The organism is Brachybacterium timonense (assembly GCF_900258505.1).
GTDB lineage: Bacteria > Actinomycetota > Actinomycetes > Actinomycetales > Dermabacteraceae > Brachybacterium > Brachybacterium timonense.
The window spans coordinates 2,305,328-2,331,440 of record NZ_LT984895.1 but is presented as its reverse complement, the minus strand read 5'-3'; the positions used below and the strand labels follow the sequence as shown (position 1 = coordinate 2,331,440).

At 64.1% G+C, this 26,113-nt stretch carries 9 protein-coding genes and 3 rRNA genes; all 12 read left to right on the top strand.

Annotated elements, in window-relative coordinates; genetic code table 11:
* Positions 1-418 precede the first annotated feature (418 nt).
* The 12 genes from C8271_RS10305 (at position 419) to C8271_RS10250 (ending at position 26,039) form a co-directional block, all read left to right on the top strand.
* Positions 419-1,937 (top strand): 16S ribosomal RNA (locus C8271_RS10305).
* A 364-nt stretch (positions 1,938-2,301) separates the two neighbouring features.
* Positions 2,302-5,357 (top strand): 23S ribosomal RNA (locus tag C8271_RS10300).
* A 104-nt stretch (positions 5,358-5,461) separates the two neighbouring features.
* Positions 5,462-5,579 (top strand): 5S ribosomal RNA (gene rrf / locus C8271_RS10295).
* The 16S, 23S and 5S rRNA genes sit together here, the layout of an rRNA operon.
* A 363-nt stretch (positions 5,580-5,942) precedes the next feature.
* The gene (locus C8271_RS10290; RefSeq protein ID WP_106507204.1) at positions 5,943-6,953 is read left to right on the top strand and encodes a polyprenyl synthetase family protein; all 1,011 of its coding nucleotides are present in this window, start codon (positions 5,943-5,945) and stop codon (positions 6,951-6,953) included.
* Between the two features lie 174 nt (positions 6,954-7,127).
* Positions 7,128-13,334, top strand: coding sequence for an Ig-like domain-containing protein (locus C8271_RS10285; RefSeq protein ID WP_245921097.1), 6,207 nt, complete (start codon positions 7,128-7,130; stop codon positions 13,332-13,334).
* An 84-nt stretch (positions 13,335-13,418) separates the two neighbouring features.
* Positions 13,419-14,393, top strand: coding sequence for an AAA family ATPase (locus tag C8271_RS10280; protein WP_170957859.1), 975 nt, complete (start codon positions 13,419-13,421; stop codon positions 14,391-14,393).
* Entirely contained in the window at positions 14,390-15,793 is a 1,404-nt protein-coding gene (locus tag C8271_RS10275; protein WP_106507203.1) for a DUF58 domain-containing protein, read from the top strand. The genes C8271_RS10280 and C8271_RS10275 overlap by 4 nt, the downstream gene beginning before the upstream one ends.
* Entirely contained in the window at positions 15,790-18,294 is a 2,505-nt protein-coding gene (locus tag C8271_RS10270; RefSeq protein WP_106507202.1) for a transglutaminase domain-containing protein, read from the top strand. The genes C8271_RS10275 and C8271_RS10270 overlap by 4 nt, the downstream gene beginning before the upstream one ends.
* Positions 18,291-20,270 carry an RDD family protein gene (locus tag C8271_RS10265; RefSeq protein WP_106507201.1) on the top strand — a complete coding sequence of 660 codons (1,980 nt, stop codon included), beginning with the start codon at positions 18,291-18,293 and terminating at the stop codon, positions 20,268-20,270. Before C8271_RS10270 ends, C8271_RS10265 begins: the two co-directional genes overlap by 4 nt.
* Positions 20,267-21,142: a PP2C family protein-serine/threonine phosphatase gene (locus tag C8271_RS10260; RefSeq protein WP_106507200.1), complete on the top strand. Its 876-nt coding sequence runs from the start codon at positions 20,267-20,269 to the stop codon at positions 21,140-21,142. The genes C8271_RS10265 and C8271_RS10260 overlap by 4 nt, the downstream gene beginning before the upstream one ends.
* Positions 21,139-24,387 (top strand): FHA domain-containing protein, encoded by a 3,249-nt coding sequence (locus C8271_RS10255; protein ID WP_106507199.1) that lies wholly within the window; start codon positions 21,139-21,141, stop codon positions 24,385-24,387. The genes C8271_RS10260 and C8271_RS10255 overlap by 4 nt, the downstream gene beginning before the upstream one ends.
* The gene (locus tag C8271_RS10250) at positions 24,384-26,039 is read left to right on the top strand and encodes a serine/threonine-protein kinase (protein WP_106507198.1); all 1,656 of its coding nucleotides are present in this window, start codon (positions 24,384-24,386) and stop codon (positions 26,037-26,039) included. Before C8271_RS10255 ends, C8271_RS10250 begins: the two co-directional genes overlap by 4 nt.
* The last annotated feature ends 74 nt before the right edge of the window (positions 26,040-26,113 follow it).

The following is a 26,113-nucleotide window of genomic DNA, read 5'->3' as shown; positions in this document are numbered from 1 at the left end:
CCCAGCGGACCGGATGAGACGGAGGACACGTGGAGCGGAGTTGGAACCGCTCGCGAGGATCTGCTAGAGTAGTGACTCGCGTCGGAACCGCGACGCAGAATCTGAGTCGGGCTCACCGGCGCAGGCTTCCAAGTCTTCGCGTAGCGGGGATGCGGATGTGCACATGTTGCTTGATATCTCAATAGCGTGTCTGTTTGTTGATGCCAGTTTTGTTTGGCATTGATGGATGACTGACATTTATTGTCTAGTTGTTTGTTTTTGCTAGGATTTTTTCATGTTTTTCATGGAGAGTTTGATCCTGGCTCAGGACGAACGCTGGCGGCGTGCTTAACACANTGATGCCAGTTTTGTTTGGCATTGATGGATGACTGACATTTATTGTCTAGTTGTTTGTTTTTGCTAGGATTTTTTCATGTTTTTCATGGAGAGTTTGATCCTGGCTCAGGACGAACGCTGGCGGCGTGCTTAACACATGCAAGTCGAACGATGACGCCCGTGCTTGCACGGGTTGATTAGTGGCGAACGGGTGAGTAACACGTGAGTAACCTGCCCTCCACTTCGGGATAACCTCGGGAAATTGGGGCTAATACCGGATATGACTGCGCATCGCATGGTGTGTGGTGGAAAGATTTATCGGTGGTGGATGGACTCGCGGCCTATCAGTTTGTTGGTGAGGTAATGGCTCACCAAGGCGATGACGGGTAGCCGGCCTGAGAGGGCGACCGGCCACACTGGGACTGAGACACGGCCCAGACTCCTACGGGAGGCAGCAGTGGAGAATATTGCACAATGGGCGAAAGCCTGATGCAGCGACGCCGCGTGAGGGATGACGGCCTTCGGGTTGTAAACCTCTTTCAGTAGGGAAGAAGCGAGAGTGACGGTACCTGCAGAAGAAGCGCCGGCTAACTACGTGCCAGCAGCCGCGGTAATACGTAGGGCGCAAGCGTTGTCCGGAATTATTGGGCGTAAAGAGCTTGTAGGTGGCTTGTCGCGTCTGCCGTGAAAACCCGAGGCTCAACCTCGGGCGTGCGGTGGGTACGGGCAGGCTAGAGTGTGGTAGGGGAGACTGGAACTCCTGGTGTAGCGGTGAAATGCGCAGATATCAGGAAGAACACCGATGGCGAAGGCAGGTCTCTGGGCCATTACTGACACTGAGAAGCGAAAGCATGGGGAGCGAACAGGATTAGATACCCTGGTAGTCCATGCCGTAAACGTTGGGCACTAGATGTGGGGAACATTCCACGTTTTCCGCGTCGTAGCTAACGCATTAAGTGCCCCGCCTGGGGAGTACGGCCGCAAGGCTAAAACTCAAAGGAATTGACGGGGGCCCGCACAAGCGGCGGAGCATGCGGATTAATTCGATGCAACGCGAAGAACCTTACCAAGGCTTGACATGCACTGGACTGCTGCAGAGATGTGGCTTTCTTTGGACTGGTGCACAGGTGGTGCATGGTTGTCGTCAGCTCGTGTCGTGAGATGTTGGGTTAAGTCCCGCAACGAGCGCAACCCTCGTTCCATGTTGCCAGCACTTCGGGTGGGGACTCATGGGAAACTGCCGGGGGCAACTCGGAGGATGGTGGGGACGACGGCAAAGCACCATGCCCCTTATGTCGTGGGCTTCACGCATGCTACAATGGCCGGGACAATGGGTTGCGAAACTGTGAGGTGGAGCGAATCCCAAAAAGCCGGTCTCAGTTCGGATTGGGGTCTGCAACTCGACCGCAGGAAGTCGGAGTCGCTAGTAATCGCAGATCAGCAACGCTGCGGTGAATACGTTCCCGGGCCTTGTACACACCGCCCGTCAAGTCACGAAAGTCGGTAACACCCGAAGCCAGTGGCCCATCCTCGTGAGGGAGCTGTCGAAGGTGGGATCGGTGATTGGGACTAAGTCGTAACAAGGTAGCCGTACCGGAAGGTGCGGCTGGATCACCTCCTTTCTAAGGAGCATCACCAAGTAATGGTGGCCATCTGCCTGCCCGCGTGTGGTGGGGGTGGTTGCTCATGGGTGGAACATCAATGAATGGGCGCTTGGCTGGCTTCTGCTGGTTTCTCTTAGTACTGGGCTGTGTGCTCGTGGAACGGGGGACTGGGGTGGTTGGTTTCAGGTGGAGGCACGCTATTGGGTTGTGAGGCTGCATGTGCCCCCTGCTTTGTGTGTGGGGTGTGTGGCTGGTCCTCCCTGATTGTCTGCTGCTGTGTGTGGTGGATGGTTGGTGTGGGGCTGTTTCTTGAGAACTGCATAGTGGACGCGAGCATCTTGTAAGCAATTACAGAGCAATATTTTTGTGTCTTTGTTGTGTTGCCTAAGTCTTCAAGGGCGCACGGTGAATGCCTGGGCACGAGGAGCCGACGAAGGACGTGGGAGTCTGCGATAAGCCTCGGGGAGGTGACAACCGACCTGTGATCCGAGGATGTCCGAATGGGGAAACCCACCGGGAGTCATGTCCCGGTACCCGCCACTGAATGTATAGGTGGTGTGGAGGGAACGTGGGGAAGTGAAACATCTTAGTACCCGCAGGAAGAGAAAACAATAGTGATTCCGTGAGTAGTGGCGAGCGAAAGCGGAGGTGGCTAAACCTGGTCTGTGTGATACCCGGCAGGGGTTGCAGGTTGGGGGTTGTGGGATGCATTGGTGGGGTCTGCCGGCCCTGCAGCGTGGACGTGTGATGGTAGTCGAAGCCTTGGTGAGTGGGGCGGCGTAGAGGGTGTGACCCCCGTAGACGAAACTGTTGTGCGGCGTGTGTGTTGTCCCGAGTAGCACCGGGCCCGTGAAATCCGGTGTGAATCTGCCAGGACCACCTGGTAAGCCTGAATACTACCTCGTGACCGATAGCGGACAAGTACCGTGAGGGAAAGGTGAAAAGTACCCCGGGAGGGGAGTGAAATAGTACCTGAAACCGTGTGCTTACAATCCGTCGGAGCCTTTTGGGGTGACGGCGTGCCTTTTGAAGAATGAGCCTGCGAGTTAGTGGTCGGTGGCGAGGTTAACCCGTGTGGGGTAGCCGTAGCGAAAGCGAGTCTGAACGGGGCGTTCAGTCGCCGGCTCTAGACCCGAAGCGAAGTGATCTATCCATGGGCAGTGTGAAGCGCGGGTAAGACCGCGTGGAGGCGCGAACCCACTTCAGTTGAAAATGGAGGGGATGACCTGTGGATAGGGGTGAAAGGCCAATCAAACTTCGTGATAGCTGGTTCTCCCCGAAATGCATTTAGGTGCAGCGTTGCGTGTTTCGTGCTGGAGGTAGAGCACTGGATAGGCGATGGGCCCCACCGGGTTACTGACCTTAGCCAAACTCCGAATGCCGGTACGTGAGAGCGCAGCAGTGAGACGGTGGGGGATAAGCTTCATCGTCGAGAGGGAAACAGCCCAGAACATCAGCTAAGGCCCCTAAGCGTGTGCTAAGTGGAAAAGGATGTGGAGTTGCTGAGACAACCAGGAGGTTGGCTTAGAAGCAGCCACCCTTGAAAGAGTGCGTAATAGCTCACTGGTCAAGTGATTCTGCGCCGACAATGTAGCGGGGCTCAAGTACACCGCCGAAGCTGTGTCACTCGGTTTTCCGGGTGGGTAGGGGAGCGTCGTACGGACTGCGAAGCCGCGGGGTGACCCAGTGGTGGAGGCCGTACGAGTGAGAATGCAGGCATGAGTAGCGAAAGACGGGTGAGAAACCCGTCCGCCGATTGATCAAGGGTTCCAGGGCCAGGTTAATCCGCCCTGGGTTAGTCGGGACCTAAGGCGAGGCCGACAGGCGTAGTCGATGGACATCGGGTTGATATTCCCGAACCGATCGTAGGAGGACCCATACCGAGGCATCTGATGCTAACCACCCGAGTTTGCTCCATGCCCTTCGGGGTGTGGTTGTGGATGAGGCTGGGAACCAAGGGTGTAGTAGGTCAGCGCATGGGATGACGCAGTGAGGTAGCTTCCGCGGACTTAATGGAATAGTCCGTCTAAGCGTGCAGCCTGAGCCCGGGTAATGCTGGGCCGTGTGGGTGAGACGTGATGGGGATCCCGTATGGGCGTAGGTGAGTGATCCTGTACTGCCGAGAAAAGTTCCGGCGTGACGAATACGGTCGCCCGTACCCTAAACCGACTCAGGTGATCTGGTAGAGAATACCGAGGCGTTCGAGAGAATCGTGGTTAAGGAACTCGGCAAAATGCCCCCGTAACTTCGGGAGAAGGGGGGCCCGATCCGTGAGAGCGGGGAGGGCCGCAGAGACCAGGGAGAAGCGACTGTTTACTAAAAACACAGGTCCGTGCGAAGTCGTAAGACGCTGTATACGGACTGACGCCTGCCCGGTGCTGGAAGGTTAAGAGGACTGGTTAGCTCTTTGGAGCGAAGCTGAGAATTTAAGCCCCAGTAAACGGCGGTGGTAACTATAACCATCCTAAGGTAGCGAAATTCCTTGTCGGGTAAGTTCCGACCTGCACGAATGGCGTAACGACTTCTCCACTGTCTCAACCGCGAACTCGGCGAAATTGCATTACGAGTAAAGATGCTCGTTACGCGCAGCAGGACGGAAAGACCCCGGGACCTTTACTACAGTTTGGTATTGGTGTTCGGAACGGCTTGTGTAGGATAGGTGGGAGACTGGGAAGCATGGACGCTAGTTTGTGTGGAGTCGTTGTTGAAATACCACTCTGGTCGTTCTGGATTCCTAACTTCGGTCCGTGATCCGGATCAGGGACAGTGCCTGATGGGTAGTTTAACTGGGGCGGTTGCCTCCTAAAGAGTAACGGAGGCGCTCAAAGGTTCCCTCAGCCTGGTTGGCAATCAGGTGTTGAGTGTAAGTGCACAAGGGAGCTTGACTGCGAGACAGACATGTCGGGCAGGTGCGAAAGCAGGAACTAGTGATCCGGCACCTCATTGTGGAATGGGTGTCGCTCAACGGATAAAAGGTACCCCGGGGATAACAGGCTGATCTTGCCCAAGAGCTCATATCGACGGCATGGTTTGGCACCTCGATGTCGGCTCGTCGCATCCTGGGGCTGGAGTCGGTCCCAAGGGTTAGGCTGCTCGCCTATTAAAGCGGTACGCGAGCTGGGATTAGAACGTCGTGAGACAGTTCGGTCCCTATCCGCTGCGCGCGTTGGATATTTGAGAAGTTCTGTCCCTAGTACGAGAGGACCGGGATGGACTGACCTCTGGTGTGCCAGTTGTTCTGCCAAGGGCATGGCTGGTTGGCTACGTCGGGAAGGGATAACCGCTGAAAGCATCTAAGCGGGAAGCCTGCTTCAAGATGAGATATCCGTGCACCTTTTGTGTGGGAGGCCCCCAGTAGATGACTGGGTTGATAGGCCAGATGTGGAAGCGCAGTAATGTGTGGAGCTGACTGGTACTAATGGCCGATGGCTTATTCAACACTTCGTTGTTTGCTTGTGTGTTCGCGTTCACTGTGTGGTTCTCGGGAGGCAGTCTCCTGGCTCCGTGGTTTGGGGTTGGTGGGCTGGTTGGTCTCGTGGTGTTACGGCGGTCATAGCGTCGGGGAAACGCCCGGTTTCCATTCCGAACCCGGTAGCTAAGCTCGACTGCGCCGATGGTACTGCACTCGGGAGGGTGTGGGAGAGTAGGTCGCCGCCGGACATTCTTGTGGTGGGGTGTGTGTTCCTTGAGCCTCTCGTGTGGCTCGGAGCACACACCCCACTTTTTGGTGCGCTCTTTGAGCTAGGTAAGGCGTGTCTTCCGGCCGGGCGCTAGCTGTTGGTTGACCCGGTACGCGCGTATGAGGGTTTGCGAGTAACCGTATTCGGCGACGGCTGCATCGGTGTCCCACGCGTAGATGGCTTCTGGGTACGTCGTATCGGCCCCGTGCCGAGGCCGCCTCCGGGCCAGGGGGAGATAGGATGGCCGTTGCGTTTACGCAGCGGGCGCCCGATGGCCCCGTGATCGACGATCGTTGCCTCTCCCAAGGCGTCAGAGCTATCACCCGTACCAGCCAGGAGCATCATGTCGGGAATCGTCCCGGGTCTGCCGGACATTGACGACGTACTCGCGAATGCCCTCCTTGAAGGTCTCGCGGTAGTCGAGGAGCGCCTGAAACAGGCCGTCGCCATCGAAGATCCCATGGTGAAGTGGACAGCGAGGCACCTCCTCGACGCAGGAGGCAAGCGAGTCCGTCCAGTCTTGACACTGACGAGTGCAGCTCTTGGTTCGACCAACGGTGTCACGGACGCGGCTATCGACGCTGCCGTGCTCGTCGAGCTCACCCACCTGGCGAGTCTTTACCACGACGATGTGATGGACTCTGCCCCGACTCGGCGCGGAACCCGGAGCGCTCATGAGGTCTGGAGCAATTCGGTTGCGATTCTGACGGGTGACTTTCTCTTCGCCCGTGCATCGGCACTCAGTGCACGACTCGGTCTCCGCTCGGTAGAGCTGCACTCTGCGACGTTTGAGCGTCTCTGCCTGGGGCAGCTGCACGAGACAGTCGGCCCGTCGGCGGATGACGACGAGTTTGACCACTATCTCTCTGTCCTCGCAGATAAGACGGCGTCGCTCATCGCGCTTGCCGGTGAACTCGGGGCGCTGCATGGCGGAGCAGATGAACGGACGTGCGAGATCATGCGTCGGTACGGGGAATGCGTAGGGATTGCCTTCCAGCTGGCTGATGATGTGCTGGATCTCGAGAGTGACGCATCCACGAGCGGGAAACAGCCCGGCACCGATCTGAGGGAGGGGGTGCCCACGATGCCCACTCTCTTGCTTCGTCGTCGCGCAGCTGGTGGCGAGCCTGGTGCCGTCCGCATCATGCGCATGCTCGAGGGCGACCTCAGCTCCGATAGGGCGTTGCAGGACGTTGTCGACGCTCTCCGGACCGATGCGGCGCTCGCAGAGGCTCGACAGATGGCGCAGGCACGCGCCAATGACGCTATCGCTATCCTCCACGAGCTCCCAGCCGGGCCGATTCGTGATGCGCTGGTCACGTTTACGCGGAGTATGGTCGAGCGCGGTCGGTGAACTCCACGTGAACCTTCGATAAGGCCCGGGACACGACCAGCGGTGATTGTCCGCGTGTTCGGTTGACCGGCTGGTCAGCGGCATGATGGGGTCGTAGGCTTGAGATCTGGCCCTTGTGTCCGATACCGCTGCTGGAGCGGTTCGAGGGTCAGAACACGTTACACGGGGGAGTTCATGTCGGTCACGTCGGGGGTTGGCGGTCGGCGTCGCCGGCGTAGCTCGGTGGTGTCGGCTGTGGTGCTGGCGGTCCTGGGGCTGGTGGTGGCTGGTCTGGCACTGCGGTTTGAAGGTTTGAGTTCGTCGGATATTGATGTGTCCGATGGCGGGGTGTGGGTGCTGAACCGTCAGGACGGTTTGATGGGGCGTGTCAATGTGGACGCGCGAGAGTTGGATGCGCGGGTCACGTCGGTGGGGGATGACCTTGACGTGTTGCAGTCGGGATATGCGGTGTTCGAGCGGGGTGCTCGGGGACTGACGCCTATTGATGCTTCGCTGGTCAAGCGTGGTGGCACTGTGGAGCTCGCACCGGGGACGCAGGTGGCGCTTGGCGGGGACCGTGTCGCGATTGCAATGGCAGATGGTCGGGTGTGGGTGTTGTCGGTGTCGGAAGCGGCGGCGTTTGATCCGGGCGCGATGAAGCCGGTTGTGGAGGGGAAGAAAGAACCGGTGGTGTCGGTGACCAGTGCGGGCACGGTACTGGTCTTGGACGGTGAGACGCTCAGCGTGATTGAGCGTGCGGGGGAGGCGTCGGATTCGAAGGTGTCCTCGACGGTGACTGTGGGGGGCGTGTCTTCGGATGCGGAGTCGGTGGAGTTGTCATCGGTGGGGGAGACACCGGTGGTACTGGACCGGGAGAATCGTTTGCTGCGGGTGGGGCGCAAAGCGAAAGAGATTGATCTGACGGGGGAGGGAGTGACCGATTTTTCCGGGCTTCGGTTGCAGCAGCCCTCGCCGACTGGTGACAGCGTGCTCGTGGCGACCCCGGACGCGCTCTTGGATGTTCCGCTTGGTGGCGGGAAGGTGGCCTCTTTTTCAGCTGCGGGAACCGGCGAACCGGTTGCCCCGGTGCAGATGAAGGACTGCAACTACGCGGCGTGGAACGGATCGAGAGCCTACGTGCGCGCGTGCGGGGGCTCTGAGGCGGTCAGTGAGGTGATCGACGGCGCCAAGGGTGATGGAGACCTGGTGCTGAGGCAGAACCGTGACCTCGTGGTGCTGAACGACCAGCAGTTCGGGTTGGCGTGGATGATCGCGCAGGATATGCAGCTGGTGGATGAGTGGCAGATCCAGCAGGAGATCAAGACGGATCAGCAGCAGGAGAAGGAAGAGGAGACTCTGACCTCGACGATCACGAATGTGGCGAAGGAACGTGATCAGGAGAATCATCCGCCGGTAGCGAATGATGATGAGTTCGGAGTGCGCGCGGGAGCCAGCGTGGTGCTGCCGGTGGTGCGTAACGACACGGACCCGGATGGTGACGTGCTGACAGTGTCGGTGAGCTCGGACCAACCGGGAATCGGGACGGTGACACCGATTCAGGGCGGCACGCAGCTGCAGATCGAGGTGAAGCCAGACGCGTCGGGTTCGGCAACGTTCGAGTACACGGCCGACGACGGGCGCGGCGGTAAGGACACCGCGAATGTGACCGTGAACGTGGTGCCGGATACAGAGAACAGCGAGCCGCGTCTGGCGCAGGACACGGTGCCGAAGGTGAAGGTGCGCTCCGGCGAGGAAGTGTCTTTCAACATCCTGCCGTACTGGGAGGACCCCGACGGCGACGCCTTCTACCTGGCCGGGGCGACGATCGAGCCTGAAGACGTCGTGTCTTTCCGCGCCGATGGCCTGATCACCTTCACGGATGCGGGTCTTGCCACTGGTGAGAAGCAGGTGGATCTGGTTTTCCGTGATGAGCACGGCGCATCCGCTGAAGGTGTGTTGCAGGTCGATGTGGTGGAGGAAAGTGACCTTGCGCCGATCACGACTGCTGATCATGCGCAGATCGTCGCTGGGCGTTCCACCACGATCAAACCTCTTGGCAATGATCTCAACCCCAATGGCGGCAAGCTCGAGCTCACCCACGTCTCTGAATCTGAGGGGCTCGACATTGATGCATCGTTGGAGGCCGGGACTGTCAACCTGACAGCCGGTTCTCCGGGCACGCATTACCTGGAGTACACGGTGGCGTCCAGCGGTGCATCCTCCAGCTCGCTGGGATTGATTCGCGTCGATGTCGTGGAGGCGGCGGACGAGGATCTTGTGCCGGTTGCTGTTGATGACATGGGTGCGGTGATCTCAGGTTCGGATACGTTGGTGGATCCTCTGAGTAATGACGTGGACCCCACCGGTGGGGTGCTCGTGGTCAACCGCATCACCGTGCCGCCACAGTCCGGGGTGAAGGCCACGGTGATCGACCATCATCTGGTGCGGATCGAAGCGGAACCGAATGCGAAGGTCAGCGAGGAGCCGGTTCCGCTTGAGTACGAGGTTGCCAACTCTGCTGGCTCGACCACTGGCACCGTCCGGGTGATGATTGCCCAGGTGGACACGCAGTTCGCGAATCCCATCGCCGTGCCGGACCAGGCTGTTGTGCGTGCTGGGGACATGGTGATCGTGCCTGTGCTCAGTAATGATGTCTCGCCCACGGACGCATCGCTCTCGCTGGGCAAGCTCACTCAGACAGAGGCCGCTGATGGCCTCGGCCATGTCGAGACGACGCAGGACATGATCCGTTTCACGGCGAATGACGATGCGGAGGGAGAGGCGCACCTGACGTATGAGACGGTCGATGCGACCGGCCGTACGGGCTCAGCTCGTCTTTCGATCCGAATTGTGCCTGCTGATGCGGGGAACGAGCCGCCGCGGCCGGAGAATCTGACAGCCCGCACGGTTGCTGGTACGCCGGTGCGGATCCCGGTGCGGACGACCGGTATCGATCCTGATGGTGATTCCATCGTCTTGATGGGCACAACCTCGCCCACGCCCACACGGGGCGACGTCACCAAAGCAACAGGTGAGTGGATCGAGTACGTGCCGCACGAGGGCGAGGTGGGTACTGATCGGTTCCGTTACCAGGTGATGGACCGCCACGGTGCGATCGGCACTGCGGAGGTGCTTGTCGGTATTGCTGAGCCAGCGAAGCAGAACCAACCGCCGTTCGCGGTGGACGACGCCATCGAGGCGCGCCCGGACCGTGAACTGCAGATCCCTGTCCTCGCTAACGACACCGACCCGGAGGGGCAGCCTCTCAGCGTCGACCACTCCCAGGTTGAGGCGACCACCGATATTGAGGTGGTGGATCCTGCCGGTTCTCAAGAGGGCATGGTGACCGTGCGGACTCCCTCTGAATCGGGGACGCATACGGTGCTGTATGCCGCTTCTGATGGGCAGTTGACCAGTCCCGGCATGATCACGGTGAAGGTTGACGAGAACGCGCAGCTGCGTGCGCCGATTGCGCGCGACGACTTCGTTGAGGCCGCCGACGTGCTTGACCCGGATGCCGAGTACATCGACATTGACGTCCTGGCCAACGACAGCGACCCAGATGGATCCGTGAACGAGCTCACCGTGGAGCTCATGGACGGCCCCGACGGCGCTGAGCTTCTCGAGGGTGGTGTGCTGCGGGTAAAACCGCCTAGCGAGCTGACCCGCGTGCGCTACAAACTGACAGACCCCGACGACCTGACCTCTTACGGGTATGTGTGGATCCCCGGCACCGCGAAGCAGGCCCCCGTGTGGGTAGGTGGCACGGTAGAAGCAAAGGACGGCGGCGAGACCCGCATCGACCTCAGTGACCCGGAGAATGTGCGCGTGCGGCCAGGGGCGCAGCCGGCACAGATCACGGACCCGTACCTGGTGTCCGCCGAGCACACCGATGGCTCGCAGCTCGTGCAGGACGGCTCCACGCTGGTGTATCGACCGGCCCAGGGATACTCCGGCCCGGACACGATCACGGTGGAGGTCACTGATGGTGAGGTCGGTGACGCAACGGCCGCGAGTGCGACCCTACAGATCCCCGTCACCGTGAAGTCCGAGGAATCAAACCTTCCGCCGACCCTGCAGGGCACCATTATCGAGCCCGAACCCGGCGGCCCGGAGGTCACGGTCGACCTCTCCTCCGGGGCGAAAGACCCCGAGGGCGAGGAGCTCACCTACGCACTGGGTGACTACACCGCGAACCCACAGATTGATGTTGCGCTGCAGGGCTCGACCCTTAGCGCGAGCGCTGACGCGAAGACTCGTCCCGGTACCTCCCTCTCCATTCCCGTCACGGTCAGCGACGGCACCAATGATCCGGTCGCGGCGTCCGTGCAGGTGCGGGTGGTGTCCTCGTCCAGGCCCCTGGTGGCGGCAGTGCGGGACGAGGCGACGATCGATGCTGGCCAGAGCCAGTCGATCCCTGTGCTCGCCAATGACTCCAACCCCTTCCCCGACGGGGAACTCAAACTCACCGGTGCGAGCCTCGCGTCGGGGTCGGGGAGCGTGCAGGTCACCGGGAATGAGGTGAGCGTTGCCCCGGATAAGGATTTCCACGGCATCCTCACTGCCACCTACACCGTGCAGGACACCACGGGCGACCCTGCCCGGGAAGTCACCGGCGAGATCCGCACGACCGTGCGCGGATACCCTGAGCCGCCATCCGCGCCGCGTATTGGCCAGATCGGTAACGGCACGGTGGAACTGCAGTTCACAGCCGGTGCCGATAACGGTGCACCGATCACCGGCTACCAGGTGCGCAGCGCGAGTGGGCCTGCTGTTGCCCAGGATTGCCCCTCGACCTCTTGCACCATCACTGGACTGACCAACGACGTCGAGTACACCTTCCAGGTGGTGGCGATCAACGAGGTGGGAGAGTCAGATCCCTCCACGCCGAGTGCGGTAGCTCGACCGGACGTGCGCCCCGAAGCGCCACCAGCTCCCACCGCCGAACGGGGTGACTCGAAACTGACCGTCTCCTGGGGTGCCCCGGTCAACGAGGGCTCGGCCATTCAGAAATACGACGTGCAGATCCGCGACGGCGCCAGCGGCGCCCTCGACACGCGCGTGCTGGAAGGCTCGGGACGGCAGCTGACATGGGACGGGCTGACCAACGGTGTGGACTACAGCTTCCGGGTTCGGGCCCACAACCTCGCCGATGAGCCCTCGGACTGGTCGGCCTGGTCCAAGCCCGAGCACCCCGCCGGCCGTCCCGGGAAACCCGGTGGAAAGCTCGAAGCCAGCCGCGTGAACGACCCCCTGGGCGGTGGCGTGACGGTGGCCTGGCCGAAGATGAGCGATAAGGAAGCCAACGGGGAACCGATCACGCAGTACATCGTGAAGGCCTCCAGCGGCGCCAGCCAGACAGTGGATGGATCCACCACGCACGTCACATTCCGTGACCTCGACCGCGACAGTGAGCACAGCTTCACCGTCACCGGGGTGAACTCGGTCGGGCCAGGCACCGCAGCATCCGCACCCTCCAACACGGTGGTGCCGTGGGCTGTGCCGGATGCGCCCAGCCAGATCACCGCGTCCATGCCTGACGAGGGCAAGGGTGATGGCCCCAACGGCCGCGCGAACATCAGCTGGAAAGCCGCTGACGGTAACGGCACCGCGATCAAGGAATACGTCGTGCGCTGGAGCGGGGGCTCGAAAACCGTGCCCGCCAGCGCCACGAGTGCCAGCATCACCGGGCTGACCAACGGCAAGGCCTACTCCTTCACCGTCCAAGCCAAAAACCGCTTCCAAGGCGGCGAATCCCCACTCTCCAAAGCCTCCAACTCCGTCACCCCCTACACCACACCAGGCAAGCCTCGGATCACCTCATCCACCGGTGTATGCAAGAGTGAGTCTGAGTGCCCGATCACCTTCACGATCGAAGCCACAAGCGATGGCGGTGGGGGAGGCATCGAGAGTATCCGCTGGACCCTCGATAACGGTGCGACGTGGCCATCGGACGGCGGAGACACTGTGACAGCCCAGCTTGTCGCCAACTCTGGGCAGACCCAGAACATCGAGGTCGAAGTGGTTAACGCCCGTGGGCTGAAATCCACGAGTGCTGCCTCCGCGACTGCTAAGAAATGGTCGCCGCCGACGATCGCTGGCGGAAAACCCAACTGGGAAGCCAAGGGGAGCGCGAACAAGGAGAGCGGCTGTACCTCTGCCAGCTCCGGTGGTAACTGCACCTACTTCACAGTGACCATTGAGAACCTTGAGCCCGGCTCGACGCATACCGTCACGTACTCCAACAACAAGGATGCGAACTACTCGACATACACCAAAAAGGCAGACGCCTCCGGCCGCATCACGACGCCCCGTGAGTTCTACGGCTACCCGAAGTCCTCGAATAACCCACTTCGCATCGCCGTCGACGGCAAGGAGATCGGACGCTACTACGCGCCGTGATCCCCGCCGATCGCCCTGCCGAGGCGATTAGAACTGATCCAACCCATTGCCCTGTCCCCTCGATCAAGAGAGCAGAACCGATTCATGAGCATGACCCCTGAACAGGCCAAATGGTTCGCCGATACCTTCGACAAGCTCGTCCAGAGCGTCGGCCAGGCCGTCCTCGGCAAGAACGAGGTCATCCGCCTCGTGCTCACCGCGATGCTGTCGCCCGGCCATGTGCTGCTCGAGGACGCCCCGGGCACCGGAAAGACCTCGCTCGCGCGTGCCCTGGCAGCCACCGTGCAGGGGTCGAGCACGCGTATTCAGTTCACGCCGGATCTTCTCCCCTCCGACGTGACGGGCGTGACGATCTACGACCAGGCCTCGAAGTCCTTCGAGTTTCACAAAGGCCCCGTGTTCGCGAACGTCGTGCTCGCCGATGAGATCAACCGAGCATCGCCGAAGACCCAGTCGGCGATGCTCGAGGTGATGGAAGAAGGCCGCGTCACCGTTGATGGCGTCACCCACGAGGTTGGCCACCCCTTCCTGGTGATCGCCACTCAGAACCCCATCGAGCAGGCTGGCACCTATCGGCTTCCTGAGGCCCAGCTGGACCGCTTCCTCATGCGGACCTCCCTCGGATACCCCGACCACGCCTCCAGCGTGCAGATCCTCCAGGGATCCGCGATCCGCGACCGCAGCCGGCAGCTCACTCCGCGTATCTCGCTGCAGGCCGTCAACGATATGACTCAGCTGGCCTCCACCGTCCATGTCGATCCTGCTGTGCTCGAATATGTGGCTCGCCTGATGGAGGAGACCCGTCTGGCCCCCGAGGTCCGAGTGGGCGTCTCGATCCGTGGTGCGCTCGCACTGATGCGTGCTGTGAAGGTGTGGGCGGCCGTCCACGGACGCCACTACGTCATCCCCGACGACGTCAAGCAGCTTGTGCATCCCGTGTGGCTGCACCGCTTCGTGCTGGATCCTGAGGCGGAGTTCGCCGGCACTACCGCACGCTCGGTGATGACCAAGATCCTGAGCGAGGTGGCACCGCCTCAGGCTCGGCAGAAGGCCTCATGAACGTCGAGACCTCTCTGCCCGCCGACACCGAGGACGCAAAGAAGTCCCGTCGCGCAGCGAAAGCCGCGCAGAAGAAACGACGGGCCCAGGAACGCGCTCAGGCTCGGCGCGCCCGGAAGAAGCACGCCAGGGCCCAGGCCACCGGTGTGCCGGCGGAAACCACAGACCCGTCGGCCCCCGCGCCCGAGACCGGCTGGTTCGCTGCCCTGCGCGGACGGATCGCCGACCTGTGGAGCACACGCATTCATCCCGTGCTCGACGTCATCTCACCGATCGGCTGGATGCTGATCGGCGTGGCCGCGACCTGCTGGATCATCGGTCTGTGGCTGCACGTGACCGAGCTCAACGTCATCGGCGCGATGCTCACCATCCCCCTGGTGGTCGCGGCACTCTTCGTGCTGGGCCGCGCCCGCTACCAGGTCACTCTCGATCTGCGCAGCCACCGGGTGGTCGTCGGATCGAGGGCCGTCGGCCGAGTCGAGGTGGCCAACCCCACCTCCCGCGCCATCCTGCCCTCCCGCATTGAGCTGGCCGTGGGCCGTTCAACGGCCCAGTTCATGGTCCCGAGGCTCGCCGCCGAAGCGGCGCATGAGGAACTGTTCGCTGTGCCCACGAAGAAGCGGGCCGTGCTCGTGGTGGGCCCGGTACGGTCGGTGCGCGATGATCCGCTCTCCCTGATGCGACGGCAGGTCACCTGGGCGAAATCCCAGGAACTGTACGTGCATCCGCGCACCGTGCGGCTGGATGAGGCCGCCAGCGGATACCTGCGTGACCTCGAGGGAACCCCCTCCTCGGATCTGTCCAGCTCCGACATCGCGTTCCACGCGTTGCGCGATTACGTGCCCGGGGATGATCGGCGGCATGTGCACTGGCGCACCACAGCACGCACGGGCAAGCTCATGGTGCGCCAGTTCGAGGAGACGCGTCGCTCCCATGTGGTGGTAGCCCTCGCCGACAGCGCGGACCACTACGCCGACGATGACGAATTCGAACTTGCGGTCTCCGCGGCCGCCTCGATTGCGGCTCAGACGATGCGCGAGGAGAAGGAGCTGACGCCGATCAGCCTCGAGGCGCGTCAACGCACAGCGACGTTTCGCACCATGATGGACGATTACACGCTGATCGAGCCGTTGAAAGGCAACTACCCCTTGTACGAGTTGGGGCAGAAGGCAGCTGATCTGGCGCCCACCGCCTCTGCCGTGATGATGATCGTCGGTTCGCATGCCAGCGCCCGCGAGCTGAACACTGCCGCGACCCAGCTGCCCATCGGCATCCTCGCGGTCGCCGTCCGCTGTGCGAGCGGCGCCGATGTGCGCCGATCCGCGATCGGAGGCCTCGACGTGGTCACCCTCGGCGATCTCGACCAATTGCCGAAGGCACTGAGGGCGGTGGGTCGATGAGCCAGCCGCACACATACTTCGACACGGTCTCCACGGGGCGCCGCACCGTGGACCTGCTGGTGCTGTCCAGCCTGTTCATCCTGGGCCTGCTCGGATTCCGGACTGTCTACGGCGGCGTGCAGTACCTCATCACCGGGCTGACTGCGCTCGCCTTCGCGTTGCTGATCGCGCTTGTTGCGGCACGGTTCCGCTGGGGTCCACTGCGTGTCACACCGACACTGCTTGCGGTCTACTTCCTGTTCGGGTCGATGTTCGCCGCACCCACGCATGCACTGTTCGGTGCTATCCCGACGCTGCGTTCCCTCTGGGAACTGCTGAAGGCACCCGTGACCACATGGAAGTCGGTGCTGACGGTGGCGCCTCCTGTCGGGACGGCTCAAGCAGTGCTTGCGGTGGTGTGGATCAGCATGCTGCTGCTGGGCTTCTTCGCCTTCACGATCGTGATGCGCACGCGCTTCTATATGCTGGCGCTGCTGTTTCCGATGGTGCTGTGGGGGCTGACGATTCTGTTCGGCACCACGGCGGCCTATTACCCGATGCTGCGCGGCATCATTGCAGCGCTCATCACCGTGGCGTGGTTGACCTGGCGCTTCGAGAGCGCGCGATTGAGCTCGTCGGCGTCCACGATCATCTCTGACACGGTGCGGCCGGGCTCGTGGAAGAACCCGGTGCTGCGCCGACGGGTGATCGGCGGTGCCCTGATCATGCTGCTCGCCGTCGGCGGCAGTATCGCCGCGCGTCCACTCTTGGATCCACCGGAGGGCACCCAGCGCTACGCTCTGCGCGACCGCATCTCCCCGCCGTTCGACCCGCGCGAGTACGTCTCGCCACTGGCGGACTTCCGCGGATACGTGAAGCACAAGCGGGAGCAGACGCTGTTCACCATCTCCGGGGTGAAGGAGGGGGAGAAGGTTCGCCTGGCCACCTTGGACCAGTACGACCTGCAGGTGTACAACGTGGCGGGCTCCCAGAAGGTCGACAGCGTCTCCGGCATGTTCGTGCGCACCGCGGGGGGAGTGGATCTCCATGAACCGACCTCGAACGCTCGCACGTCGACCATCACCGTCGGCGAGTACTCCGACGTGTGGATGCCGACGCTCGGTACCCGCACCGATCGGATCAACACTGATGGGCTCACCGGGGATCGCGCTGCGTCCATGGCGGAGAACCTGTACCTCAACGACATGACGCAGACGGCCGTGCAGGCCGGGCACCTTGCCGAGGGTGACTCCTACGAGCTGGAGTACGAGCCCTACAGTGATCCGACAGCTGAGCAGCAGCGCAGTGCGACGTTCGATGCGAACATCGAAGCGCGCATGCCCGAGAACGCGGCCGTGCCCTCCGAGTTCGGGCAGCTCGCCGATGAGTGGATGGGGACTTCTGACTCCGATATGGAGAAGTTCCAGAACCTGCTGCGCAGCCTCAAGCAGGACGCGTACTACTCCCACGGCATCGAGAACGAGCCGGCGTCGCTGTCCGGGCACAGCCTGTCGCGGCTCAGCGCCATGTTCGAAGAGGGTGCATTCGACAAGAACAAGGCGGATGACTACCCGAAGGGGAAGATCGGCGACGAGGAGCAGTATGCGGTGCTCGCTGCGGTGCTCGCCCGGGAGATCGACATTCCGGCACGGGTGGTCATGGGCTTCGAGGTGCCAGCCGGCACCGACGGTAATGCGACGATCACCGGTGATGATGTAACGGCCTGGGTGGAGGTGGCGTTCACCGACATTGGCTGGGTACGGTTCGATGCTGCTCCGGACAACGACGACGATCCCGTTCAGCCCGAACCGAAGAAGATCGAGAAGCCACGCCCCCAGGTTGCGCAGCCACCGCCGCCGCCAGCAGAACCGCCTTCGCCACCGCCGGGTGCGATGAGCGATGACGCACCCGAGCCGCCGGAGGAGCCGCAGGAGACCGCGGCCTGGGTGGTGTACACAGCGATCGCGCTCACCCCGCTGCTGCTGTTCACCCTGTTCGTGATCGCCGTAGCGACCGCGAAATGGTGGCGGCGTCGGCAGAGGCGCGGTCGGGACAGTGTGGCCGACCGCGTGGACGGTGGCTGGGATGAGATCCTTGATCTGCTCACCGATATGGGACGAAGACCTGATCCGGTGGCGACCCGCGCGGAGATCGCGGCCACGGTGGATGCGGACATCCCCGGTGCACGTGCGTTCCTCTTGGCAGGTCGCGCCGACCGGGCCACCTTCGGTCCGCACGATCTAGCTCCAGCAGCGGCCGACGAGTATTGGAATGACGTCATGGCAGCACGCCGTAGCATGGCGTCCTCGGTGTCGTGGCATCGGCGGTTACGGGCCCTGCTGTCGCTGAAGTCGTTCCGTCGGCGCCGCTCGGCCCAGCGGGCGGAGCGCAAGCGATCCAAGAACATCATGAAGGAGAGAGCGTCGGTCGAGCGACGAGCTCAGGCCGTGCGTCGGCGCCGCGCCGGGGCGAGTGCGCAGAAACGGTCGCGCCGACGCTGGAGGATGGGGGGTGCCCGATGAGCACGCGGTACTGCAGCACCTGCGGGACGCTGCTGTCCGAAAGCGCTGTGATCTGTGGTGAATGCGGTGCGCGGTACCAGGAGTCGCCGTATGAGAAACGGGCCACCGACGCACCGGGAGCCTGGTCGTCCACTCCCAAGGCACGGTCCCGAGACCTGGGGCGTGCGCCTGAGGAGAATGCGCAGGAGAAAGCGTCGGACACCGGAGTCCAGCTGCTCAGCTCTGACGCCCTGGCGCCGAAGAACCCCGGTGCCACGGCCCTGCGCACGCAGGAGCAGTACGATCAGCTGATGGCCACTCAGCAACCGCACACCGCTTCGCAGCCGGCCAACGGTTCTGCCGACGACGGCTCATCGCCGCGCACCGGGGAGCTCGGCTACCCCCTGGATGGTTGCGAGCCTGCGAGCGTGCTCAAGCGTCTGCTCGCTGCGGTTATCGACACAGTGATCGGCACCATCGTGATGGTCCCGATGACCATTGGGATCACGCTGATCCTTGTGCAGGACAAGGCCGGGCTGCTCGCGCAAATCCTCGTGGGCGTCGGTGCGGCGGTGCCCGCTGCCTACACGGTGGTCATGTGGTGGCTCCTGGGCGCCAAGGGCTTCACGCTCGGCAAACTCATCATGGGACTACGCGTCACACGCACTGAGCAGGGCGGCCCGATCGGCTTCGGTCGGTCGCTCGGACGGTGGGCCCTGTACGGCGTGATCCCGTGGCTGATGGCTCTGTCGATCTTCTTCGACCCCCGCAAGGTGCTGCGAGGCTTCCACGATCGTGCAGTGGGCGCCGTCGTGACCGACGTACGCAGCGGACGCAATCCGATGCATCCTCGTCCCGACGACTTCGAACGCCCTGACGCTTCGGAGTACCTGGGGCAGAGCTCTGTCGAGGTCCAGGCACATGACAACCTGCTCGCCACACCGGGCGCAGCCTGGAACGGACAGCAGACACACAAGCCGGCGCCCGCCGCAGCGGTGGATACCTCGTGGGCGCCCGCTGAACCAGCGCCGGCTCAGCAGGAGCAGGGTCACCCCGCGCCACAGCCCACCGAGCAGCATGCGTGGCAGGCGCCGCCGCCAGGACACAGCCCGGTGCAGGCAACCGGGCAGGCGCACCCAGTCTCCCCGTACGGTTCCGGGCAGCCTGCACCGGGGCCCACTGGGTTTGCTGCCCCGTCGGCCGCGCCCGTGGGGGACGCACAGCCAGCACCGGCATCTGCCCCGCACGAGCAGACCTCGGCACCGTCGCCGAACTGGGGCCCGCCAGCATCGGCGTGGGACACCGGTTCTCCGGCGGCTGAGGCAGGCTCCTGGCAGCCACCGGTTGTCGACGTCGAACCGAGCCCGGCGGCCCCCATGCAGCAGAGCACGGAACACCCTGCAGCTCAGGTCCCCGCGCCACACTCGAGCGTGACCCCAGCACAGCAGGCGAGCAGCGTGCCGGAACCGACCGCTCACACTCCCGCGCCGCCCGCGATGCACGCGCCGGAACCGCGGAACAGCACTGGGGTCGATGCGGGGGTCGACGAGGCCACGCGTCTGGCCTCTGACATCGACGAGCACACCCGACCGGACCTCAGCAGCCTCGAGGACGAGGACGAGGACCTCGAAGCGACGCGCCTGTCACCTGCGGCACACCCACGGCCTCGGCTCCGCATCCGACTCGTGGCCGACGATGGCACCGAGACCACCGTCGATCGCCCCGTGGTGGTTGGCCGTAATCCAGCCGCGCGTGAGGAGGGGGATGAGCGGTTCGTCGTCAAAGACTCCACGCGTTCGGTCTCGAAGACCCATCTGCGCGTGGATCCCACGGGTGAGGACGTGATGGTTACCGACCTCGGCTCGACCAACGGATCGGCCATCACCCGTGAGGATGGTGAACGCGAGGCGCTCGCCGCGGACACCCCGGTTGCGTTGCCCGATGGCGCCGGCCTCGCGATCGGTGACCGTACGCTGACTGTGGAGCGGGTGCAGTGACCCCGGTGAACCCCGACGCGCCCGTCAACGGCACCATCCACGTCACCTCCGCAGCCGTCACGCACGTCGGACACGTGCGCGCGACGAACGAGGACTCGCATCTGGACCAGAGCCCCGTCTTCCTCGTTGCCGACGGTATGGGCGGCCACAACGCCGGTGAGGTCGCCAGCGCGATCGCGGTGGAGGAGTTTGAGAAGCTCACGCTCGGCAGCACCGTGACCGTCGAGCAGCTTGGGGATGCACTGGCTTCGGCCGCGCAGCGGATCGGCGAGCTGGGCGGTGAGGCAGAGGCTGGCGCCGGCACGACGGTGGCACTGGTGGCGACGATGGCTTTGGACGGCGTGGGCTACTGGGTGGTGCTGAACCTGGGCGACTCGCGTGTGTACCGACTCTCGGATGACATCTTCGAGCAGGTCAGCGTGGACCACTCCGTCGTGCAGGAGTTGATGGACCGTGGGGAGCTCAGCGCCGACGAGGCGAAGGTGCATCCCTACCGGCACATGGTCACCCGCGCCCTCGGCGCCGGGCCGGAGTCGGAGCCGGACTACTGGCTGATCCCGGCGGAAGTCGGTGACCGGATGCTCGTATGCTCCGACGGGCTCACCGGCGAGGTCGACGACGCCACCATCGAACGCGTTCTGCGCAGCCCCGTGGATGTCCGCACGGTGTGCGAAGACCTCGTGCAGTTGGCGCTCGCCGCTGGTGGCCGCGACAACGTCACCGTTCTCGTGGTCGAGGCGCTCGACGTGGTGGGCTTGTCTGGACGTGGTAACAGGTCAGATGAAGACACCGACCCGAACACGTCGGTGCACGAACTGGACGAGGACACGCTGCCGCGAGCACTACCCGGATTCGGCGGTGAGAGCGCATGAGCAACGAAAAGCCTGCCGACGACGCGACCGACGGCGCGGAGAAGACCGAGAATCCCCTCCTCGATGAGGGGCTCTGGTTCCGCGCTGGCCCGGCTACGCTCGTGGTGCGCGACGGAGCCTGGATCGTTCTGGTGCCCGGGGCTCGCAAGTCGCTGATCGACGCCGCCTGGACCGTGCTGAAGGACCGGCCTGACTCCGCAGATGCCCTGATGAGTGCACTGATCGAGAAGGCCGGTTTCGAAGGTCCCGATGACCTCAAGGCCGTGATGTTCGGGTTCACCCACGGTGAGAGCACAACGATCTGTGTCAAGGGATCGACCCCGATCGGCGTCTACACGGCCGACGGATCTCAGCAGGTCATCGGCACCGACGACGAACCCGTGGTCACGAAAACCTTCGACGGGGTTCGCCGCGTCGCCTTCGGTGACCTGCCCGAAGAGAGCAGCACCGGTGGTCTTCGTATCGAGGCTGGCATGGCACGCATCCGTGGCTTCGTCCACGCACTGGTGGACCCCTCATCGTTGGACGATGACGCGCGTTCTGCGCTAGCACAGCAGGTCAAGGACGACGGACGCTCGATCGAGACCGAGGAGGCGAAGAAAAAGCGGGCCGAAGCGCCTCCGCCTCCACCCAAGCCCAAGCCGTCCACGTCGAGCTCGTCCTCGGGATCGTTCTCCTCGATGTCGCCGCGTTCCGCGACGGCTGCCACACGGCGTATGTCATCGCCCTCACGCACATCCTCGACACGCGGTCCCGCAAAGCCCGAGACACCGGAGAAGCCCGCAGGGCCGAGTGTGTTCGACAACCTCTTCAGTTCGTCTCCGGCACAGCCCGCTCCCGCAGCGCCCGCTCCGGCACAGCCCGCTCCCGCTGCGCAGGATGCCGTGGCCCCCGCTGCACCAGCTGCGTCGACGGCAGCCGCATCGGCCGCGTCGGCCTCGACCGCGCCTGCCGCCGAGACGACTCCGGCGGCTGCTCCCTCTGCGGACGGGGCCACCGCCAGTTCTGCATCGGCGCAGGGGACAGCGTCGAGTCCTCAGAGCGGGCAACGGCCTCGCCGGCGGCTGGTCAGCACATCTCTCTTCGATCGTCGGCGTGCGGCGCCGACGAAGGAGAAGACCGCTCCTGCGCAAAGCCCTGCGCCTCAGCAGGCCCCGCAGCCTAAGGAGACTCCGCCACAGCCGAGTCCTGCGGGCGAAAGCCCTGTGCAGCCGAGTCCCGCACCGGCAGATGATCCAGCGCCGACACAGAACACTGACTCCGTCGAGCCGCCTGCCTCGACTGAGGCAGAGACCGCAGAGCCGACTGCTCCTGTGGAGCCCGCAGAGCCAGCTGCTCGTGCCGAGTCCGCAGAGCCGCCTGCATCGGCCGGGGCCGAGCCCGAGCCCGGTGCTCCTGCTGAGCCCGCAGAGCCGACTGCTCCCGCCGAGGAGGATTCCGCAGCCGCCGCAGCGTCTGCGGATTCCGCGGCGCCAGCACAGCCTGCGATGCCGGGGGAGCCCGCGCGCCCGCAGCCAGCCCCGCGGAGCTCCGCCACCTCGATGCCGACGCCAGAGCCGCCAGAAGACGACGATTCACCCGTCACCCTCGTCGCGCCGATTGACGACGAGGATGCCGGCGAGGACGACGCCGAGAGCGCCGCGGCTGCTGCTCCCGCCCAGAACGCTCCGGCATCCGCACCATCGCTCCCAGCGGAGACCGAGGACGACGGTGCCGACGAGTACGACGACCTGTTCGGCAAGACGATCTTCCGACGTATCGAGGACGCCGCCGTGCGCAAGCGCGACGATGAGCACGAGGACGAACCGGCGCAGAAGGAGAAGTCTCCCGCGCCCGAGCCGAAACCCGAGCCGGAATCTCCGCAGCAGGGCCCCGAGAACGAGCAGACCTCAGCGCTGGCCCAGCCGCTCGGTGCCACAGCGGATGCGGCATCGTCCACAATCGGCGGCGATTTCATCGACTGGGTGCCGGGCGTTGGCCGTGAAGCACCGGAGATCGCGCACACGGCAGCTCGCCGAGCGGCCGCCCCGCCACCACCGCCGACTGCATACCCGCAGGTCCACATGCCCGAACGGCCGCCGACACCCACCCGGGCGCAGCACGTCTCGCAACAGCCCTCGCCGCCAGCTGGCCAGAACCCGGCATACCCGTCGGCGACATCGGTGCCAGGCTCCGCCGCTCAGCAGATTCCGCCGCAGCAGCCTGCGCCAGGACAGTACGGGCCTGGACATCCTGCGGTGGGCTCTCCCGCGGTGCCCCCGCAGGGATACGGTGCCCCGCAGCACCCCGTCGGCCCCCATTACCCGGCCGGGCCACAGCGTCCAGCCGCTCCGATGGGCCCCGCGGGACACGCTCCGGGGGCGCCACAACCGCCTGCCGCGTGGCAGCACGGCTCGTTCGCGTCGCCTGCTGCGCCGCAGCCCGTTCACCGTCCGGCGCCACCGCAGATGCGGCAGCGCCCTGCCGGCCCGCATCCAACGCAGGGCTTCGATGCCCCCAGGCAGCCACCTCATGGAGCCTCCCCGCAGGCACCTGCGGCAGCGCCCCCCGGCATGCCCCAGCAGGGGCACCCTCCCCAGGGCATGCGTCCTCAGGGCGCCTCGCCGCAGGGACCGCGCCATGCGAGCGCCCCGCACCCCGTGCCGGCTGCGGGACCTGTGCCCCAAGCGTCGGCGGCGCCGCAGCACGCACCTGCCGCCCCAACAGGCCCCGGGAGCGATCCCGCCTCGGCACGCAGCGAGAACACGCACCGTGGGACCCCGCGCTCCAGCAGCTCGAACACCTCAGCGCCGCAACTTGTTGGCGTGGTGTGCCCGGCCGGGCACGCGAACCCCCCGGAGCGCGGAGCCTGCTTCGTCTGCGGTGCAGCGCTCGGCGGGGCCACCGAGACTGTGACGCGGCCTGTCTTGGGCAGCGTCGAGATTTCCACCGGCGGATCATTCACCCTGGAACGCTCCGCCATTATCGGGCGGAGGCCTCGCGCCTCCCGTGTGAGCGGGTCGGATGTGCCGCAGCTGGTGACCGTGCCCAGCCCGCAGCAGGATGTTTCCCGTTCCCATCTCGAACTGCGTCTGGAAGGCTGGCGCGTGCTCGCTGTTGACCTCGGCACCACCAACGGCACCACCTTGCTTCGCGCAGGCAACGCGGCCAGACGGCTGCGGCCACGCGAAGGTGTGGGGCTCATCTCCGGCGACACACTCGACCTGGGCGATGGCGTCGTGCTGCTCATGAGGGGGCTGCCGTGACGCCACGACCGCCGTCCCCACCACCCTCACTGCCTGGCTACGACTTCGAGCGTCTGCTGGGATCCGGCGGATTCGCCGACGTGTTCCTGTACCGGCAGCTGCGGCCGCAGCGCCGCGTGGCCATCAAAGTGCTGCTCGCGAGCATTCTCGATGACACGGTGCGCCAGCAGTTCGAGTCCGAGGCCAACGTGATGGCCACGATGTCCACGCACCCCTCGATCGTCACGATCTACCAGGCGGACGTCTCCAGCGAGCACCGCCCGTACATCGTGATGGAGTTCTGCTCACGCCCGAACTATGGAGTGCGCTTCCGCAAAGAACGGATCTCGGTGTCGGAGGCGTTGCGCGTCGGCGTCCAGATCGCGGGTGCCGTGGAAACCGCCCACCGCGCCGGCATCCTGCACCGCGACATCAAACCGGCGAACATCCTTGTCACGGACTACAACCGTCCGGCACTGACGGATTTCGGCATCTCCATCACCTCGGGCCAGGGCCATGACATCGAGGACTCCCAGGGCATGTCGATCCCGTGGTCGCCGCCGGAGTTCTTCGCCGACCCGCCGCGTGCCGACGTGCGCTCCGACGTGTTCTCCCTGGCGGCGACCGTGTACTCGCTGCTCGCCTCGCACACCCCGTTCGAGCGTGTAGGCCAGCGCAACACTGCGGCGGACCTCATCACCCGCATCGAAACCGAGCCGCTGCGCCCGCTCTCCCGCCCCGACGTGCCGCCCGAACTGAACCGCGTGTTGTCGGTCGCCATGGCGAAGGACCCGTCAGGTCGATATGACTCTGCGCTCGCCTTCGGCCGTGCCCTCCAGCAGGCCGAGATGGCGCTCTCGCTGCCGGTCACGCAGATGGACGTGCTGGACGACCGCGGAGCAACCACCGCAGACGCCGACGGGGACGACGAGCTCGAGTCCCACACCCGTATCCGCAAGGTCGCCACGGTCGACCCGACGGGGCCGGCGTCCCCCGGAACCACGGGCGAGCCGTCGAAGCCGCAGCTCGACAGGTACGCGGGCGTCGCCCCGGCACTGTCCTCGCCGATGTCGGCGCCGTCATCCATGTCCGCGCTGGACCAGACGCAATCCGGGGAATCCACGGTGCTGCGTCCCGCAGGAGCCGCACTGCCCCGTGCACACACACCGATGTCGGCGAATGAGTCGGCCGCCCCGGCGCCGCAGGACGACACCCCGACGCGACGTACCCCGGTCTGGCCATTCGTCCTCATCGCCGGGTTCCTCGTGATCGCTCTCGGGGTGGGGTCCACGTTGCTGGTGCGCAGCATGTTCGGCGATGAGAAGGATGACCCGGCGCCGGCCCCGCCTCCCGTTGCCGGGCCTACCTCGATCTCGCCGCCGGGAGACCTGTCCGTCAAGCTCATCGTCCCTGAGGAGCACGGTCTCGGCGGCCGCGCCCAGGTGGTGTGGTCATTGCCTCCAGAAGCGACCGCGGACGTGTACTACGCGGTGCAGTGGCAGGACCTGCCCGAGAACTACCAGGACTATTCCGAACCGGTTGAGGTGTACGGACGTAACAGCACCGTGCTGAACGTGCCTCCCAACCTGCCCGAACGATGCGTCCGTGTGCGTGCGATGACCAAGGACGGCACGACAAGCGCCTGGGCCACCACCTGCCTGGAGGGAACATGATGCCCTGTGCATTCCCCGCAGGGTGTTCCCGGCCAGGACTGTGGCGAGCCGTTGCTGAACTGCACGACGTGTTG